Genomic DNA, 19019 nt, shown 5'->3' with positions numbered 1-19019 from the left:
CGTGTAATCAATCAAGGATAGCGGAATAAAACAACCCTTGGTCACGCTTTATCAGCCAACGTTTCACGCGCCAGCTCAAGCGCCGCATTCAGGCTATCAGGATCATTGACCGCTAACCCCTTACTACCCTTCACGATACGCTTATTGAGGCCAGTCAACACCTTTCCTGGCCCGCACTCAATAAATACCTCAACGCCTTGGCTCGCCATTGCCTCAACACAAGCACTCCAGCGTACCGGCTGATAAAGCTGCTCGATCAGCCTTGTACGCAGTGTCGCTGTATCGGTATGGGCCTTGGCATCAACATTTTGAATAACACTATAGCGTGGCGTGCGCAGCTCAATGGCCTGCATAGCTTCCGCCAGGCGCTCGGCTGCCGGGCGCATCAACGCACAGTGTGAAGGAACAGAAACGGGCAAGGCCATAGCGCGTTTAGCACCCGCCTCTTGGCAGGCAATGATGGCCCGCTCAACGGCCGCTTTTGAGCCTGCTATGACTACCTGGCCTGGAGAGTTGTAATTCACTGCAGATACTACATCACCCTGAGCGGCCTTTTCGCAGGCAGCTTCAACGGCATCGTCTGCCAGACCTAGGATCGCAGCCATACCGCCTTCACCCGCGGGCACCGCTTCCTGCATGGCTTCTCCGCGCAAACGCACCAAGTTAACGCCTTCAGCAAAGCTCATGACGCCAGCACATACCATAGCACTGTACTCGCCCAGGCTATGGCCTGCCATTACCGTCGGCCGTGGCCCTTCCAGCTCCTGCCACACGCGCCAAATAGCGATACTGGCAGATAGCAGTGCAGGCTGGGTGCACGCGGTTGCATTAAGCGATGCTTCTGGACCCTCTTGGACGACTTTCCACAAGTCGTATCCCAAAGCATCCGACGCTTCCTCAAATGTCGTTCCCACCACACTATAGCGCTCGGCCAGCTCTCGCAGCATTCCTAGCTGCTGAGAGCCTTGCCCGGGGAAAATGAGGGCAAGGGGTTGAGACATGTCGTTCACCTTTGCTCTTGTAGGCATTTGCTCATATGAGCGATAGGCGAGATTATTGGCACATCCTGATGCCACCTATAAACCCGCAAAAAATAATTCTTTAAAAATAACTCTTTATTGTCTAATCATGGCTAGCTCGCGCCATTAAGATCACTTCCTGACGCTTGCCAGCGGCCTGCGATCCGCGCAGGTAAATTATGTTCCACTTCCTGAAGGGCACGCTGAATAGCATAGTAAAAACCATCGGCATGAGTACTGCCGTGACTTTTCACCACGATGCCGCGTAAGCCCAACAAGCTGGCCCCATTATAACGTACGGGATCAAGCTCTTTCTTTAAGCGCTTTAACACAGGCTTGGCCAGTAGGCTTGCCAAACGGCCACTTAGGCGCGACTCAAACGCCATCTGTACGCGCTCAACCAACATACTCGTCAAACCTTCGCTTGCTTTCAGCACAGCATTACCGACAAAACCGTCGCACACCACTACATCGAACTGACCTTTAAACAGATCGCCACCTTCGGCATAGCCCTGGTAATCGAAAGCACCATGGCTAGTACTAGCATATTCGCGTAGCAAACGATCGGCTTCGCGAACGCTGGCACTTCCCTTGGTCGCCTCTGCACCGACATTAAGTAGCGCGACACGGGGCATAACAGTGCCGTCAATACACTGCGCCATCGCAGCGCCCATTAGCGCAAAATCCACCAGCCGGTGGGCAGGGGAATCAACATTGGCACCCAGATCCAGCAGATAGCAGCGACGCCCCTGGCGTGCTGGAATCGCCGTACTGATAGCCGGTCGCGAAATTCCCTCGATCATCCCCAACTCACGCCTTGCTAAGGCCACAAGCGCCGCTGTGTTACCGGCGCTCACCCCGGCAGCCGCCTCGCCCTGAGCGACACTGCGCAGCATGTGAACCATGCTGGTTGAGTGCCCATTGCGCAACGCCCAAGCTGCCGATGTCGACGGTGTAATACTATCGGGCGCATCACACGGCACCAAACGCGACGCTGCCGCAGCCAGAGGCTGCGGCAAGCGTGAAATCTCAGCAATAATACGCTGACGCGGACCAAACAGAGTCAGCTGAAGACCGGGGTGTTCCACCGCCGCCTTTGCGGAGCCTGCGATAATAGCATGAGGGCCTTGGTCACCCCCCATAACATCAATCGCTAGGCGCATACCGCACTGAATCCGTTTAGCCGCTTAGTAACGCAATTGAGGCTTATACCTCAATCACTTTACGACCACGGTAGAAACCGTCCGGCGAAATGTGGTGACGCAGGTGAGTCGTACCCGTTTCTTTGTCCTGAGACAAGGTCGGCGCGGTTAGCGCATCGTGGCTACGACGCATGCCGCGCTTGGAACGAGTTTTACGGTTCTGTTGAACTGCCATGGGGGTTTACTCCAAGGTATTTAAGGTAAAGGGTGCTTACTTTTTGCCTTTCAAGACATTTAGCACCGCGAAAGGGTTCGTCGCTGGCGTTGTTTCTGGCGCCGCGCCTTCTGTTTTGCTGACCAGCTGCTCCGCCGAGACATGACATTCGGCTTCATCGTGATAGACCACTTGAGGCAGGCTAAGAATCAACTCATCCTCAACCACCGTCAAAAGATCCAGCTGTTCCTTTTCCACCAGCACCGGTTCATGACTAGCAGGCAGCTCGGCCGCTAAGGCTTCGTCAGTGACCATTCCAAGCAAGAAGTCACTGCTCACCTGTTGAGGCAGCGGCACCAGGCAGCGTCGGCAGGCAAGCGCCAACGTCGCTTGCAAGTGGCCACGAATTTCACGACGACCTTGAGCATCGACGCCAAACTCAAGCACGACATGACAGTCGCCAGTTTGGATACCCGCTTCTTCGGCAAGACGTGGCAGCTTATCAAGCGCTACCAAGCCTTCGATTCGTTCGTGGCGGGCTGCAAGCTTATAAGGCTCAACCCGGCTGGGGAGTTGTGAGGTCAACATAGGCGCGCAATGATAGGCACTCCCCCTGCTGGTGTCAAAGCCGTCAGTGCAATTCTTCATACCATCCTCACCAAATAAACTGCATAGAGGTCATTAAACGCTCAATATTGAGCTCAATAAACAACCGGCATAGGCATGTTTAGTCGCTTTCGCTACACTCTACTGCTTTGTCGTTGCATTCGTGACACACGCCGCCAGGAGTTTATTTGTGACCACATCAATGACCGAGCCTTCTAGCAACCAAACATCCACTGCAGCGCTGATACTGGCTTCCAGCTCACGTTCGCGGCGCGAGCTATTGGATCGCCTACAACTTCCTTACCAGTGCCACTCACCTGATATCGACGAAACACCTCACCCCGGGGAAACTCCCAACGGCTTGGTTCATCGCCTCGCGCTGAGCAAAGCCAACGCCGTCGCAGCGCATTATCCCCACCACTGCATTATAGGCTCTGACCAAGTCGCGGTATTTGAAGGCGATATTCTTGGTAAGCCACACACGATGGAGAAGGCTCGCGCCAACCTAGCCCGCTTCTCTGGCCAACGCGTGACTTTCCTGACCGGTTTAGCGCTACTGGATACACGCAGTCAGCGCCACCAAGTCCATGTCGAACCCTTCGAGGTCGTGTTTCGTACGTTAAGCACTCAGGAGATTGATAACTACGTGGCTAAAGAGCAGCCACTCGATAGTGCTGGCAGCTTTCGAATGGAAGGCTTAGGCATTGCGCTGTTTGAGAAGCTGGAAGGCCGCGACCCTAACGCACTGATTGGCCTACCCCTGATTGCACTCTGCGACATGTTGCGCCAAGCAGGGCTGGACCCGCTTGGCGCATCCTGATTAACCGGAAATAATGCCTAGGATCTAAAAGCGGAGCGGGGTGTTGGGTGAGCTTACCCCCAACACCTCGGCAGCAAGCTGAGCAAACCGCCTTGTCAGGCGCTCAAATGCATCAAGGCTCGGCGTGTAGTCTACCCAGTCAGTGTTACCCACTCGCTCACGTGACAGCTGTTCGAGACTGCCCAACTGGTCAATCAGACCTAACTCCATACTCTGCTCTCCACTCCAGACCAGGCCCGAAAAGACATCTGGACTATCACTCAGCCGTTCGCCCCGCCCAGCGCGCACATCATCGATAAACTGACGATGAGTTTGGTTCAACACACCCTGCCAAAACGCCTCAGCCTCTTCATCCAAGGGCTGGAACGGGTCTAAAAAGGCTTTGTTCTCACCCGCAGTTACCACACGCCGCTCGACACCAATGCGCCCTATCGCCTCCTCAAACCCAAAACCTGCGTAGATAACCCCGATAGAGCCCACCAGACTCACAGGCGATGCAACAATTTCGTCCGCGGCCGCGGCAATATAATAAGCACCGCTGGCACCGATATCTTCAATCACAGCAATAATGGGCTTATCGCCCTGTTCGCGCAGACGCATAATTTCCGCATAAATACGCTGAGATTGCACCGGACTACCACCAGGACTATTAATGTGTAGCACAACAGCCGCAGCGCTTTCCGCTTCCCAAGCACGATTTAAGCCGCGAATGACGCGCTCAGCGTTGGCCGGTGAGTCACTGGCAATCACGCCACTTACGTTCACAATACCCAAATGACGCTGGGTAGGTGCCGTGACATCAGAAGAGTCCCAAAACAGGCTATAAAAGGTGGTAAAGAGGGCTGCCAGTACAATAGCCAGCGTCATCAGTCGAAAAAACAGCTTCCAGCGTCGAGTGCGCCGCTGCTCTGTTAACACGCCCCCTATCCAGTGATCCATCATCTCAAGCTGCGCTAGCCGCTGACGTTCGCGCAGGGTTTCGGCATCGTCACTGGCTGCCCCCGGGATGGGGTCAACGCTGCCTGATGAAACTTCAGGTCCTTCTGTCCAGCGATCATCACTCATGTAATATTCCTTATAACCTCAGGCAGCTTAACCGTATAAACGGACAAAAAGCTCATCAACGCTATGCACGAGCCACTTGGGGCGGCTTAGTGCCAAACGCTCTGGCGCATGCACGCCATAAGTCACGCCTATTCGATCCATACCGATCGCGCGCGCCATTTCCAGATCGTACTCCGTATCGCCGACCATCACCGCCCGCTCGACGGGCACCTCCAGCTCTGCCAGTAGCTCTGAAAGCATTTGTGGGTGCGGCTTCGAACGGGTTTCATCGGCGGTTCGACTGGCATGAAACCAGTCACCACTGCCGGTCTCAGCAAAAACGCGGTCTAAACCGCGACGACTTTTACCTGTCGCAACCGCCAACCGCTGGTGTTCACGGCTAAGCAAACGGGCGACCTGCGCTTCTACCCCTGGGAAAAACAGCATCGGTGTAGCATCCGCCGTCACAAAGTGGTGTGAATAGCGCTCGCGAAGCCGCTCAGCCTGAGCAGGCAAAATCCCCGGGCAAAGCTGCGCGATCGCCTCAGGCAAGCCTAAACCAATAATATCCTCTACTTCAGCGGCCGAAAGCTCACCCCACTCGGCCTCCAGAGCGGCCGCCTGCATGCAAGATACAATCCGCGGCACCGAGTCCATCAAGGTTCCGTCCCAATCAAATATAATCAGCTCGTACTGCACGGCAGTTCCTTATTAACGAAGGGCGAGTTATCGACGGGCGCGATTAAGGGTCTCTTCCAAGGCTTCTGGCAATGGCGCCTTAACGGTGACCGGACGACCATTACCAGGCTCTGGAAAGGTTAACGCACGAGCATGCAAAAACAGCCGCCCCAAGCCCAACTGCTTGGTCAGAAAACCGCTTTCGCGGGTAGCGTACTTGTCGTCACCTAACAGGGCATGCCCGGCATGGGCGGCATGAACGCGGATTTGGTGCGTGCGGCCTGTTACCGGCTCAGCTTCGATCAAGGTGACTTTTTCAAACGTTTCGACCACTGAAAAATGCGTGCGGGACACTTTCCCATTGGGGTCGACACGTACTCGGCGCTCACCATTGCCCGCATCAAAACGGTCCAAGCGAGCGCTCTCATAGGTTTTGCGTGCTGGCCAACGTCCACTGACCAACGCTAAATAGCGCTTGTCCATGCCGTGCTTCTTCAGTGACTCATTAAGCGTGACCAGTGAATCGCGGGATTTAGCCAGCAGCAAACAGCCCGACGTATCGCGATCCAGACGATGAACCAGCTCTAAAAAGCTCAGATCGTCGCGCACCTGACGCAGTGCCTCGATCAAGCCAATTTTAACCCCACTGCCGCCATGCACCGCCAACCCGGAAGGCTTGTTGAGCACCATCCAATCCGGGCCTTCCATAATAACGCTGCCTACTAATAGATCGCGTAAATTATCGCTGACTTCCTTAACCGCCTCGCGAGGCGCTAGGCGCAGTGGAGGTACGCGGACTAAATCGCCTGCCTGTAAGCGGTAATCAACCTTTACGCGCTTTTTATTAACGCGCACCTCCCCCTTACGCACAATGCGATAGATAAGTGCTCTTGGTGCACCTTTAAGACGCGTCATGAGAAAATTATCAATTCGCTGCCCTGCTTGCTCCGGGGCGATATCCACCCACTGCACTTCACGCCCTTCGGACATTACCGCTTACTCCTTGTGATCCTGTGACATCAGCTAAAAACGGCATTCTAGCGTAGACCCAAGGGCATTGCGTCAATTGCTGGTCGTTGTCTTTACTGTTATATTCCAAAACGTTCACCAGCCAAGCGCAGAAAGCTTTCTTGTCTAGCGCTAGCGACTAGCTGATAAATAGCTAATTGGTTAAATTTGTTAGCAGAAAGCATCAACGCTGAGCTTGGTTAATGCGCCTGCCCGACTAACACGCAGGCCTGAGCAGAAAAACGGCACCAGTGTACGCATTGCCCGTTTTAGCGTATCAAAATCTGATCTTAAAAATGCAGTAACTCTGCCGCCCGTTTTTATGCCGGCAGATGAAAGTAAGCCTAGCCCTCAACGGCAGGCAGTAACTAAACAACGCCACGCTCTGAGCAGCCCCTCCTTTCTCGTCACAAGGCGCTGACTGACTCCGAGCGACAAGTTCAACGCTGTGCCGGTGGCCGGCGTTGGTGAATCGATGAATGCCAGGTGTTGGCGGTGTCAGCAGGGCCGGATGGACGTGACAACCACCGGAACACGTCCTGCCTCCGCCACGTACTCAACGCCCTATTGGCCGGGTTGGCGATGACGCCTTCCCGGCTTGACGCGTCAGCATTGCAATGCGCCGAGCACAAGCACGCAGCACCCAGCGGTTCGCCTACGTCACCCCCTAGGCAGTTCGCCGGCACGCAACGCTATGCGAGACAACATGAAACGGATGCTTATTAATGCGACACAGCCCGAAGAGCTGCGCGTCGCTTTGGTTGATGGACAACGCCTGTACGATTTGGATATCGAATCCGGCGCTCGAGAACAGAAAAAAGCCAATATCTATCGCGGTAAAATTACCCGCGTAGAACCCTCGCTTGAAGCTGCCTTTGTCGATTACGGCGCTGACCGCCACGGTTTTTTGCCACTCAAAGAGATCTCTAAAGAGTACTTTGTAAAAGACGTTTCTGGACGTCCTAGCATTAAAGAAGTACTTAAAGAGGGCCAAGAGGTCATCGTTCAGGTTGATAAGGAAGAGCGTGGCAATAAAGGCGCCGCGTTAACCACCTTTGTTAGTCTGGCGGGTCGCTTTTTGGTATTAATGCCCAACAACCCGCGTGCGGGTGGTATTTCTCGCCGGATTGAAGGCGACGAGCGTAGTCAGCTCAAAGATGCCATGGGTCAATTGACCGTACCTGACAAAATGGGCTTGATCGTACGCACCGCAGGCATTGGTCGTAACCCAGAAGAGTTACAGTGGGATCTCGACTACTTGGTTCAGGTCTGGGAATCCATCACCATGGAAGCTGCGAAGCGCCCTGCTCCGTTCCTGATCTATCGTGAATCCAACGTCATCATCCGGGCCATGCGCGACTACCTACGCCAGGACATTGGCGAAGTATTGATCGACAGCCCTGAGATTCATGCCGAGGCGCTAGGCTTTATTCGCCAGGTGATGCCCTCGTATCAGCAGAAGATCAAACTCTACGCGGACGAAGTACCGCTGTTCTCGCGCTTCCAGATCGAATCGCAAATCGAAACAGCCTATCAGCGCGAAGTAAAACTGCCTTCCGGCGGCTCGATCGTTATCGATCACACCGAGGCTCTGGTCTCTATCGATATCAACTCCGCGCGAGCTACCCGCGGTAGTGATATTGAAGAAACCGCCCTACAAACCAACTCTGAAGCTGCGGATGAAATCGCCCGTCAGCTACGCCTGCGCGATATCGGCGGCTTAGTCGTTATAGACTTCATCGACATGGGGCCTGCGCGCAACCAGCGTGAAGTTGAAAACCGCATGCGCGATGCTCTCAAGCTAGACCGCGCACGGGTACAGATCGGTCGCATTTCACGCTTTGGCTTGATGGAAATGTCCCGCCAGCGCCTGCGCCCCTCACTGGGTGAAACCAGTGGCGTGGTCTGCCCGCGCTGTAATGGTCAAGGCACTATCCGCGATGTACGCTCGCTCTCCCTATCGATCATGCGTCTGATTGAAGAAGAGGCCATGAAAGAGAATAGCGCACAGATTCGCGCCATTCTGCCGGTACCAGTCGCCACTTACCTGCTGAACGAAAAACGCAGTGTATTGGCGGATCTTGAGTCACGCCAGGGTGTACGTGTGGTACTGCTGCCCAACCCTGACATGGACACGCCGCACTACGACGTTCAGCGTCTACGCGACGATCATCTGGATGAAGATGATACCCAAAGCCTTTCAAGCTTCGAACTCTCCACCGATACCGAAGTAGGCAAAGAGCCAACGCCCAGCTTTGTTCCCCCTGCTCAACGCGCAGAAGCAGCGGTGAAAAGCGTTACGCACAATGCTCCCGCTCCGGCATCACTACAAACCGAAGAGAAAGCGCCAGCTGCTTCACCGGCACCTACGGCCAAAGCCACACCGGTGGCCAGCGAGCAACCGAGCGTCTTAGGTCGCTTTATGCGCGGCTTCGCCAAGCTATTAGGCAGCGACGAAAGCAGTGCCGAGACCGCACCAGAACCGAAGGTTGAAACGCCTGCGCCGCGTAAGCCAAGCGAACGCAAAACCAATCAGCGCAGCAACGAGTCGCGGCAGAAGTCGTCACGTGGCGAGCGCGGCGACAATACTGGCCGTAACGAATCGCGCAACGATAGCAGTGCCAGAACTGAACAAAGAGCCGAGCAAAGAGCTGAACAAAAAACTGAGCAGAAAGCTGAGCCAAAAGCCGAGCAGCGCAGCGGTTCATCGCGTGCAGCCAGTGATGATAATAGCGATAAGCGTAGCGGCCCCAGCCGCACCCGAAATCGTCGTCGTCACCCCCAGCAAGACGATGCCAACGGTCAAGAGACGGCTAATAAAGCGCCTCGTAAAGAGGCTCAGGCTGACAGCTCAGCCAAAGAGGGGAATAACAGCAAAAGTGCTGCGCAGAAAGAGCCACGTCGCGATAATGGCAGCGACACTCAGCGCGAAGAGTCAGCCAAACAGCCGGAAGCTGCACCAGACGACGGCAAGCCGAAACGTACGCGTAACAACCCGCGTAACCGCACGCGCACCCAGGCGCTCAATCCTCAAGCAGAAGCCGAGCAGTTGAAGCTGCAGGCGGAAGCGCCAGTTGAAGCCCCTGCTGAACCAGCAGTTGAAACGCCTGAGGCTCAAGCACCGGCAGCAGAAGCGCTTAAGTCAGAAGTGCCGGCTACAGCTGACGCTGCAAAAACTGACACGGGACCCGCTGATGTTACTCAGCCAGAGGCAGAGGCACACAGCAGTGCCGAAACGTCTGAGCAAGCTGACAACGCCACCACCGCTGATCGCCCGGCGGCGGAGAACGCTAAAGCGCGCAAATCGACGCATCAGCGCCGTCAGCCTAAAGCGGCGCCCGTGGCAGCAGAAGCGCAAGAGCCAACGACTGACACCGGTGAGCAGGAACAAGCTGCCACTGCAAGCAATGACTCTAAGCCGTCAACCGTCGCTGAAGTGGCCGAGGCCGAGTCTGAGCCTAAAGCGAAACCAGAAGTAGTTGAGGCCAGCACAACGCCTGCTGAAACAGAGCAGGCTATCGATAGTCGTCCCAGTGATAGCGAAGCGGTAGCGCCTGAAGCGATCGAACCGACTACAGGCAACGGTAGCGCTGTCAATTCAGCTGCAATCGGTGAAGAGCCCTCCTCTTCAACACCTTTCACCGATGCAGATAAGTATCACAGCGAAGAGGTGCAGCCCGCAGCATCAACTGATGCCCTGGAAACGCCTCAGCAAACAGAAGCTTCGAGTGTTTCTGACAGCGTCGCCCCCGCCTCTTCAATAAAAGAGCCGTCCAGCAGTGAGCTAAAACACGGCACTGAAGAGCAAAGCGCTGCACCGCAAAAGCAAACGAGCGGCGAACAAGCGTTAGCGCCGACGGAAGCCTCTACAACTGACGTAGAGCCTCAGCCAGTCGCTAGCGAAGCACGTGTTGAAACCTCGACTGAAACGCCTGCTGAAGCGCCCGCAGAAGCGATTAACGATGACAGCACCCCCAAACCACGGCGTCGTCGCACCCGGGCTCACAATGACCCGCGTGAAAAACGTAAACAAGCGCAGCAAGACACTCACTCCGAGTAAATCGGACGCGTGTTGCAGTAACCAAAATCCCCGCCTCGGCGGGGATTTTGCGTTATGGCTTGTGTGGGCCTAGTCAGCTGGTTAAGCGTTAATTAAGCGCGGCTCTGACTCTAAGCGCACGCCAAAGCGAGTTTCTACTTGAGCGGCGATATAGCTGGCTGTATTCATTAAGCCCTGGCGGTCACCACCGCCAAAATGCACCAGCACAAGCGCTTGATGCTGGTGCACCCCGAAAGCGCCGTCGCGCATCCCCTTCAATCCGCACTGATCTATTAACCAACCGGCTGCTAGTTTGGTGTGCCCATCCTTGAGTGGGAAATGGGGCATGGCGGGATATTCGCGCAACAACTGCGCTGCTTGTGCATCTTTTATCAGTGGATTTTTGAAGTAACTTCCCGCATTGGCAAGCACCTCAGGATCAGGCAACTTCTCGCGGCGAATGGCACATACCGCTTCAGCAACTTCCCAGGGAGTGGGCGTATGTGACAATCGTGCTGCCAGGTCGCCATAATCAAGCTGTGGCGCGGGCACACGTGAAAGGCGCAAGACCAACTGGGTGATCACTACGCGACCGTTAAGTGAGCCTTTAAAAATACTGTCACGGTAACCAAAGGCACACTCCTGTGCGCTCAACCAGTATGAACGGCCCGTAGCAAGCTCCATGACCTGTACCGCTTGCAGCGTATCGGCAAGCTCAACGCCGTAGGCACCAATATTCTGCACCGGTGCCGCACCACAACTGCCTGGAATCAGCGCCAAATTTTCAATACCCCATAAACCGAGCTCGGCCGTCGCCATTACCAAGCTATGCCAATTAACGCCGGCCCCTACATGTACATAAACGCTTCCCTGCCGCCGAGTAAGCCACCACTGGTTCAAAGCAGGCCGTACTGCCACGCCCGACAACTTGTCTGGCAGCAGCACATTACTGCCACCGCCAAGCAGCGTAACTGGCCAGTTCTGGTGGTGAGCATGGGCGAGTACTGCGCGCAATTCGGACAGTGTGGCGGGCGCGGCAAAATGCGTGGCTTGGCAAGGCAGGCGCAGCGTATTGGCGTGGGTTAAATCGACATTAGCTTGCAGATTCAAAGTCACCACTTCAGCGCCCACTTTTTAGCTGTTGAATCAGCCCTTCTGATGCAGCTTCAATCATATTCAAAACGTTTTCAAAGCCCTCATCGCCGCCATAATAAGGATCAGGCACTTCGGCGCCGGGAGTACCGGCAAAGTCCAAAAACAGGCCAACATGGGCTTGGCTATTGGCGGGTTTTAGATCACGCATGGCACGCAAATTATCCTGATCCATACCCAGCACGTAGTCGAAATCATTAAAATCCTGTTCCGTTAACTGACGGGCACACAGATCGCTTAAATCGATACCGCGCAGCAGAGCTGCCTGCTGGGCGCGCGCGTCGGGCGCTTTGCCCACATGCCAACTACCCACACCGCAGGAGTCTATCTCAACCTTGTCGGCTAGCCCTGCTTGCTCCAGGGCACGGCGAAAAACGCCTTCGGCGGTGGGTGAGCGGCAAATATTGCCTAAACACACAAATAACACTTTCACAGTAGCGCTCCTTTACAACCCTCTTACAACTCTCTCGCGTCACTCGTCATTACTAACAGGCTAAGAAAGCAGCGTCCGAACCCGCGCTAGATCCTCAGCCGTATCAACCCCGGCAGGGTTGACTTCGCAGGCCAAAGCCACCTGAATTATGTGGCCATTCTGCAGCACACGTAGTTGTTCGAGCTGCTCAAGCTGTTCAAGGCTTGAGGCGGGCCAGTCGCGGTAGGCGGCTAGAAAGCTTGCGCGGTAAGCATACAAGCCGATATGACGCAGCCAAGCATCGGTTGCCAGTAGCGTAGGCGACTCCTTGAACTGCTCACGATCCCACGGAATAGGCGCCCGTGAAAAATATAGCGCCCTGCCCTGTAGCGTACGCACGACCTTTACCACGTTTGGGTTAAACAGCGTGTCCACATCGTTAATCGGCTCAGCCAGGGTGGATATAGACGCCTCCGGGTCCTCGGCTAAGCGCAAAGCAACCTGATCAATCAACGCGGGGGGGATTAAGGGTTCATCGCCCTGCACATTGACCAGCAGCGCGTCATCCGCCAGCGCCAAGATATCGGCTACTTCGGCCAAGCGGTCAGTACCCGACGGGTGATCGTCGCGAGTCATAATCACTTCGGCACCATACGGCAACATAGCATCACGAATGCGGCTATCATCCGTCGCTACGACCACTCGGCTGGCGTGGCTTTGGCAAGCGCGACGCCACACGTGGGCGACCATTGGCTCCCCGGCAATCTCAAGCAGTGGTTTGCCGGGCAAACGGGTGGAGCCGTAGCGTGCGGGCACGACTACTGTAAATTCAGGCACCGTAAACTCAGGGGCAGTGAAGTCAGGCACAGTGAAGTCAGGAAACGCCATTAAACGCCTCCTGATCGTCCTGGAGAATGTCCCGGAGTGCTTCCTGGCGAGCGACCTGTTGACGTGTGCAGCTTTTCATCGGCATCCATGGTACGGGCTTCCTCTGGCAGCATCACCGGGATACCCTCGTGGATGGGATAGGCTAAGCCATCGTAATGACAACGCAGCTCTTGAGCTTCGCGATCATATTTCAGCTTACCGTTACACAACGGGCAGACTAGCATTGCCAGCAGTTCCTTATCCATTAGCGTGTCTCCTTTAGGAAATTGCCGACAGCCGCGCTGCCAGCCAGTGCTCAAATTCGGGTGGAAGCGTGGCTTCCACGTCTAGTACCCAGCTATTCGGTGGCGCCAGGGCGTAACATTTAACCGCATCCTTGGCCGTCATGATCACTGGGCGGGTCTCTGCAAAGTTTAGCGCCTCAGCGCTGTACTGCTGATGATCTGCCAGCGGGTGCCAGTCACCACTGATCCCCAACTCGGAAAGCGTGCGAAAAAAGCGCTCGGGATTGCCAATACCCGCTACCGCATGTACCGGTAGCGTAAACGGCAGTGGATTGAGCGAAAACCGTGCGCCATCTGCTAAGCGGCGCCAGCACTGCGGGGCTAACTGCATCGTGGTGACAGAGCCAACCGGCAACGGCTGAGATGAGTCACCGTTAATGATCACCGCATCAACGCGCTGCAACCGACTGGATGACTCGCGCAGCGGCCCGGCGGGCAAGCAGCGACCATTACCAAAGCCACGGGCACCATCAACCACGACTAGCTCAATATCCCGCGCCAGCGCTAAGTGCTGCAAGCCATCGTCACTCAGAATTATATCGCACCCCGCCGCCACTAACGCCTGAGCTCCCCGGGCGCGTTTGGGGTCTGCTACCACCGGCAGCCCTGTCTGCTGCGCCAGCATCAAGGGTTCATCGCCGCTTTCAGCAACGTCAGTGTCGGCAGTGACAAATAAGGGATAGTTCGACGATTTTCCACCATAGCCGCGGGTAACAATGCCTGGCGACCAGCCTTGGGACGTAAGCCAACTGGCTAACCATGCCACCAGTGGTGACTTACCGGTGCCGCCTAGCGTGATATTGCCGACCACGATAACGGGCACAGGGGCCTTCCACGCGCTTTTCTCACCGAGGAGGTATGAGCGCTCACGGCGGGCCATACCCCATTGATAGAGCACCCCTAACGGCCTCAGCGGCCATAGCCAGTGGCTCCCTTGATAGGCGCCTTGCAGCCAGCGCTCTGCCAGTGAGCGTTTTGGCAGCGCTCTTTTAGACAACGTCATAGCGCTTCTTGGAACTGCAACTGATGCAGTGCTGCGTAGGCGCCATCGGCATCCAGCAAGGTTTGGTGGGGGCCCTCTTCAATAATTCGTCCTTGATCCATCACGATGATGCGGTCGGCACGCTCGATAGTCGACAAGCGGTGCGCAATCACTAGCGTTGTGCGGCCTTCACAGACCCGCTCCAGTGCTTTTTGAATATACCGTTCCGACTCAGTATCCAGCGCTGAAGTGGCCTCATCCAGCACCAGTAGCGGCGCATCTTTGAAGATAGCCCGGGCAATCGCAAGGCGTTGGCGCTGCCCACCGGAGAGCATTACACCGTTTTCGCCTACCGTCGTTTCATAGCCGTTGGGGAGCTTTTCGATGAACTCATGGGCATAAGCCGCTTCAGCAGCCGCTCGGATGGCCTGAGGGTCAGGATCAGTAACCCCGTAGGCAATGTTATCGGCAATTGAGGCATTAAATAGCGTCACCTGCTGGGAGACCAACGCGATCTGCTGGCGCAGTGGCCCAAGCGCGTACTCATCGATATTAATCCCATCAATGGTGATGCTCCCTTGACTGGGCCGGTAGAAACGGGGTAACAGACTGACCAGTGTGGACTTGCCGCTTCCTGAGCGCCCAACGATGGCGACCAGCTCGCCCGGCGCGAGACGAAGGTTAATATCGTGCAGCACTTCAGGTTGGTCATCGGCGTAGCGAAAGCTAACATTATCAATGATGACATCACCGCTTAAACGGCTGGCGATGCGCTTACCACTATCCTGTTCAGGGGTCATATCCAGCAGGCCAAAAAGCTCTGATGCAGCCGCTAGGCCTTTCTGTATTTCACCGTTTATCTCGGTTAATTGCCGCACTGGCTTAATCATTAGCGCCGCCGCGGTAATAAACGCAACGAACTCCCCGGGCGTCATGTTAGCCATCAACGAGGGGGCCATGGCCAGCCATACCAGCAGTGCCATAGAGATCGCCACCAGCATCAGAATCACCGGCGAGCTAACCGCCCGGGTCATGGCCTCTTTCATACTTTGACGACGATTCTCTTCACTTACTCGCTCAAAGCGCTGCTTTTCATAATCTTCTGCGCCATGGGTACGTACTACCCGATAGCCTGAGAGCGCTTCAGACGCAATATGAGTCACATCACCCATAGAGTGCTGAATGCGTTTTGAAATGCGCCTGAACCGCTTACTAACGTAGCTCACCACCACGGCGATGATCGGCGTCACGCCTAAAAATAGCAGCGTTAACATCCAATTGGTCCAGAGCAGATAGAGCACCAGCCCGATAACGAACAGACCCTCACGAAGGATAATGGTCACAGCCTTAGTGGCCGCTCCTGCGACTTGCTCGACGTGGTAGGTGACTCGCGATACCAGTTGGCCGCTGGAGTGGTGGTCAAAAAATCGGCCGGGTAAATGGAGCAGATGGGCAAAGACATCGCAGCGCAGGGTATGAATGACATAGCGCCCCACATAGGCCATGAAATAGGTACTTAAAAAAGTACCTAGCCCTCGAGCTGAAAACATAATAATCACAAATAGCGGTAAAAATAGCCGGAAGGCCGCATCGGGATTTTGAATGCCATCAATCAGTCGCTTCATCATTTCCGCCAGCGCCGTACTCGACGCGGCGTACACCACAAACCCCACCACCGCTAGCGCGAAAGCACGCCAATGCGGCTTAACATAGCCCAATAACCGCTTGTAAATACCCCAACCTGAATCAGTCACACGCGCTCCTGGCAATAGTGTGCAATGCGATGAATTCTACCTTATGGCGACGCGCTTCAACACCGATTGCGTCGTCCTGGCTGCTGTCGCGTCGTTTTGACCTCAATGGGATGGGCTGCTTGCAACCAAAAACGCAGTGCTCCGTCGTGGGCGGTGCTCCACAGACAGCTCCCCTGCTGACGAAAACGGCGTACGACTGAATCCACCGGGTGTTGAAAAGGGTTATCCCGCCCTGCACTAAACACCACGTGTTCAGATGCAGTATGGCGCACGAACTGAATCCCCGAACTGGTACTGCTACCGTGATGCCCCGCGACAAGAATAGAAATAGGCGCATCCACTTCGAGTAAAAAGCGCCGCTCTATCTCCGTACTGACATCTCCGGTAATGAGTAGCCGGTGCTCGCCTACGCGGACTTCCAATACGCAGGACCGATCATTGGGTGACAAGGCATTGGCCCCAGCAGGGGGCCATAAAAAGCGATAATTTACGCCATCGCGCTGCCAGGATTGACCTCGCTGGCATGCCTGACTCGCTACCGGCAGCGTCTCACCGGCAGGGGCAGTCCACTCATTAACCTGATGCTCTGTTAATAACGCATTAACGCCGCCCGCATGGTCATTATCAGCGTGACTAACGATCACCTGATCAAAACGTTGCCCTGGGGACCACAGTGACTCTAGTGGCATAAAACCGCCGCGAAAGCGCGGCCCCGTGTCATATAGCAGCCTATAATTCGCGCTGCGTAGCTCTATCAACTGCCCCTGCCCCACGTCATACACACTGACGCGCAGCCCTTGCTGGGGAGTTGATGAAGAGAGCGACCACCAAGGTAGCGCCACGACTAACGCCGTCGATGCTAGCCGTATGCTAGGCAGTACAGCGGGCAAGCCCCAGCAGAGTGACAGTAGCAACAGCGCAAAGGCCAGTGGATAGGTTAGCGGTCGTTCAGGCTCCCATAGCGGCCAATGTTGAACGGAGAGCGTCAGCAGGATATGAAAAATAGTGAGCGCCAACTCAAACAACCACCATACGGAATGCGCTAGAAAAGGTACCGGCGACAGTAGCCAACCCAACAGTGCCGAAGGCACCATGACCGAGCTCACCCATGGCACGGCAATGAGGTTAATTAGCGGAGCGGCAGGGGCTACTCGCCCAAAGGCCACCAGCACGGCGGCTGCCATGAGCGGTGCAAGCAGCAATTGCGATCTGATTAGCGCCCAACACCAGCCTTTAACGCCCTGTGGGCGCCGTCGCCCCTGCCAGATCATAATCAGCCACGCCACCGCTACAAATGACAGCCACATACCCGGCCGCCACAAGGCCAATGGGTCGGCAATAAGCACCAGCGCAAGTGCTAGCCACCACCCTTGCCAAGGGCTCGGTGCATGCCGACCACTCAGTACCCACAGTCCAATAAGGGTCATTACCATCGCTCGCATGGCTGGCGGTGCCATCCCGGCAAGAGTGGCGTAACCAACACAAGCGACGGCTGCCAACCACCATGGCCAGGTACGCATTCGCCAGTTGGTGGGAGTGGACAAGCGGGCACCTAGCTTGGCAAGCATCAATACAAATGACGTCACTAACCCGACGTGCAATCCTGAAATGACGACAAGATGGGTAGTGCCAGTCGCATTCAACAATGACCAGTCATCTTGCGTAAGCTGCTCGCTTTCACCCAATGTTAGCGCCGCCAACCACCGTTTAGTGCGCTCATCGAGCGTTTGCTGAGCTAAAAAATCCAAACCCAACTGCCGAAGCGATGGACCGGAGGAAGCGAGCCGAACTGGCGGCGGATCTTGTCGCAAGTAACCAGTGGCGTGAAACCCCTCACGCCATAGCCACTGCTCATAATCAAATGTAGCGGGGTTCGCAAAACCACTCGGCGGTCGTAAACGCAGCGTCATTCGCCACTGCTCACCGGCGGTAAATACTGCATCGCTATAGGCCGTTACTCGCACCTTGCTAAGCGCAGAGCAACTGGGGCGTTGCCCAGGGCCTAGGCAATGATCAACACGCAGCGTGAGACGCGTTGTATCACCCTGGGGCTGAGCGGTTAACACCTTGGCCTCAATAACCAGATCCTCGCCACTCAACCCCAACGGCAAGCGCCTGCCCAATTCATCTTGAATGCCAATAAAAACCCATCCGCCGATTAGCAGCCATACACCTACGCGTGGCTGCCACCCCATTACCAGCAAAGCTGCTACCAGGCCCCATCCAAGCGCATTTGAGGTCACCCCAGCAGCATGGCTATACCATGCCAAGAGCGCCCCTATCAGAGCGGCAATTGCAGCAGGCATGGCAACACCTAAGCGCATAGAACGCTCCCCGGCGAATGTTCATTGATGGCCTAGCATAGCCGAAGGGCAATGCTATATGGATAATGGGCAGCATCGATAGGTAAGAGTATCCGTCATGCCGCGCAGGTTCCTGCAGCGCTACATGCCCAAACCCGACACCATCAGAAAACAGCGCTCGCTACGTTTCATGGCGCCGCTGATTGCCGATCCGGGCTTGTGGCTTTTAACTCGCCGAAGCGTTGCCAATGCGTTTAGCGTGGGCGTGTTTTGCGCCATGCTGCCCATCCCCTTTCAGATGGTGGTCGCCGCGCTGGGCGCTCGCTTGACGCGCTGTAACTTAGCCCTTTCCATCGGCTTGGTATGGATCACTAACCCGTTAACGATGCCACTGATTTTTTACGGCAATTATCGGATTGGCACGTTTATACTCGGCGCCCCTGTAAGAGAAGCACCGTCGCGCATTTCGACGCGCTGGATTGCCGAGCAGATGCACGACATTATGCCGCCCCTGATTGTAGGCTCACTGGTAACCGCGATTCTTTTGGCTATCGTCGTTAATATGGCGATCCGCTTAATCTGGCGCTGGCACGTCTCCCATAATTGGAAACGCCGCAGCCAGAAACGTCGGCAGCGGCGCGCGCAGATTGAAGCAGAGTTCGATGACTGAGCCT

17 protein-coding genes are annotated in these 19019 nt (G+C 55.6%); 3 read left to right on the top strand and 14 right to left on the bottom strand.

All coding sequences use genetic code 11. From position 1 onward, the window contains the following. Positions 1-41: 41 nt before the first annotated feature. From fabD to MLE19_RS02850, 4 genes are all read right to left on the bottom strand, one after another. The gene (gene fabD / locus MLE19_RS02865) at positions 42-1001 is read right to left on the bottom strand and encodes an ACP S-malonyltransferase (protein ID WP_240716555.1); all 960 of its coding nucleotides are present in this window, start codon (positions 999-1001) and stop codon (positions 42-44) included. A gap of 131 nt (positions 1002-1132) precedes the next feature. Next, positions 1133-2182 (bottom strand): phosphate acyltransferase PlsX, encoded by a 1050-nt coding sequence (gene plsX, locus MLE19_RS02860; protein WP_240716554.1) that lies wholly within the window; start codon positions 2180-2182, stop codon positions 1133-1135. A gap of 43 nt (positions 2183-2225) precedes the next feature. Beyond that, positions 2226-2396: a 50S ribosomal protein L32 gene (gene rpmF, locus MLE19_RS02855; RefSeq protein WP_008956805.1), complete on the bottom strand. Its 171-nt coding sequence runs from the start codon at positions 2394-2396 to the stop codon at positions 2226-2228. 36 nt (positions 2397-2432) lie between these two features. Next, positions 2433-2963 (bottom strand): YceD family protein, encoded by a 531-nt coding sequence (locus tag MLE19_RS02850; protein ID WP_240716553.1) that lies wholly within the window; start codon positions 2961-2963, stop codon positions 2433-2435. Between the two features lie 220 nt (positions 2964-3183). On the opposite strand from MLE19_RS02850, the gene MLE19_RS02845 reads away from it, so the two are divergent. Continuing rightward, positions 3184-3801 carry a Maf family protein gene (locus MLE19_RS02845; protein ID WP_240716818.1) on the top strand — a complete coding sequence of 206 codons (618 nt, stop codon included), beginning with the start codon at positions 3184-3186 and terminating at the stop codon, positions 3799-3801. Positions 3802-3825: 24 nt separating this feature from the next. Here the strand turns inward: MLE19_RS02845 and sppA are convergent, their stop codons facing one another. Genes sppA through MLE19_RS02830 form a run of 3 tightly spaced genes read right to left on the bottom strand, consistent with a single transcriptional unit; the run spans position 3826 to position 6513 of the window. Then, the gene (sppA, locus tag MLE19_RS02840; protein ID WP_240716552.1) at positions 3826-4866 is read right to left on the bottom strand and encodes a signal peptide peptidase SppA; all 1041 of its coding nucleotides are present in this window, start codon (positions 4864-4866) and stop codon (positions 3826-3828) included. A 27-nt stretch (positions 4867-4893) separates the two neighbouring features. Beyond that, complete coding sequence (locus MLE19_RS02835; RefSeq protein ID WP_240716551.1) at positions 4894-5544, bottom strand: HAD-IA family hydrolase; 651 nt, start codon at positions 5542-5544, stop codon at positions 4894-4896. 27 nt (positions 5545-5571) lie between these two features. Beyond that, positions 5572-6513 carry an RluA family pseudouridine synthase gene (locus MLE19_RS02830; protein WP_240716550.1) on the bottom strand — a complete coding sequence of 314 codons (942 nt, stop codon included), beginning with the start codon at positions 6511-6513 and terminating at the stop codon, positions 5572-5574. 724 nt (positions 6514-7237) lie between these two features. Between MLE19_RS02830 and rne the strand changes: the two genes are divergently transcribed. Further along, entirely contained in the window at positions 7238-10591 is a 3354-nt protein-coding gene (gene rne / locus MLE19_RS02825; protein ID WP_240716549.1) for a ribonuclease E, read from the top strand. Positions 10592-10672: 81 nt separating this feature from the next. On the opposite strand, the gene murB is transcribed toward rne, so the two are convergent. From murB to MLE19_RS02790, 7 genes are read right to left on the bottom strand one after another with little or no spacing between them, the layout of a single operon-like run. Then, positions 10673-11680, bottom strand: a complete 1008-nt coding sequence (gene murB / locus MLE19_RS02820) for a UDP-N-acetylmuramate dehydrogenase (RefSeq protein WP_240716817.1) — start codon at positions 11678-11680, stop codon at positions 10673-10675. Positions 11681-11690: 10 nt separating this feature from the next. Beyond that, complete coding sequence (locus MLE19_RS02815) at positions 11691-12155, bottom strand: low molecular weight protein-tyrosine-phosphatase (protein WP_240716548.1); 465 nt, start codon at positions 12153-12155, stop codon at positions 11691-11693. Between the two features lie 60 nt (positions 12156-12215). Next, positions 12216-13022, bottom strand: coding sequence for a 3-deoxy-manno-octulosonate cytidylyltransferase (kdsB, locus tag MLE19_RS02810; RefSeq protein WP_240716547.1), 807 nt, complete (start codon positions 13020-13022; stop codon positions 12216-12218). Continuing rightward, positions 13022-13267: a Trm112 family protein gene (locus MLE19_RS02805; RefSeq protein WP_240716546.1), complete on the bottom strand. Its 246-nt coding sequence runs from the start codon at positions 13265-13267 to the stop codon at positions 13022-13024. Before MLE19_RS02805 ends, kdsB begins: the two co-directional genes overlap by 1 nt. A 13-nt stretch (positions 13268-13280) precedes the next feature. Next, complete coding sequence (gene lpxK, locus MLE19_RS02800; RefSeq protein ID WP_240716545.1) at positions 13281-14309, bottom strand: tetraacyldisaccharide 4'-kinase; 1029 nt, start codon at positions 14307-14309, stop codon at positions 13281-13283. Then, entirely contained in the window at positions 14306-16042 is a 1737-nt protein-coding gene (msbA, locus tag MLE19_RS02795) for a lipid A export permease/ATP-binding protein MsbA (protein ID WP_240716544.1), read from the bottom strand. Before msbA ends, lpxK begins: the two co-directional genes overlap by 4 nt. A gap of 56 nt (positions 16043-16098) precedes the next feature. After that, on the bottom strand, positions 16099-18366 hold the full coding sequence (locus MLE19_RS02790) for a DNA internalization-related competence protein ComEC/Rec2 (protein WP_240716543.1): 2268 nt from the start codon (positions 18364-18366) through the stop codon (positions 16099-16101). Positions 18367-18463: 97 nt separating this feature from the next. Here MLE19_RS02790 and MLE19_RS02785 point away from each other — a divergent pair, with 97 nt between their 5' ends. Then, the gene (locus MLE19_RS02785; RefSeq protein WP_240716542.1) at positions 18464-19015 is read left to right on the top strand and encodes a DUF2062 domain-containing protein; all 552 of its coding nucleotides are present in this window, start codon (positions 18464-18466) and stop codon (positions 19013-19015) included. Positions 19016-19019 lie beyond the last annotated feature (4 nt).

Origin of the sequence: Vreelandella neptunia, from assembly GCF_022489065.1 — a bacterium.
GTDB classification, from domain to species: Bacteria; Pseudomonadota; Gammaproteobacteria; order Pseudomonadales; family Halomonadaceae; genus Vreelandella; species Vreelandella neptunia_A.
The sequence above is the reverse complement of the archived record's forward strand: the minus strand, read 5'-3'. Positions and strand labels throughout refer to the sequence as shown.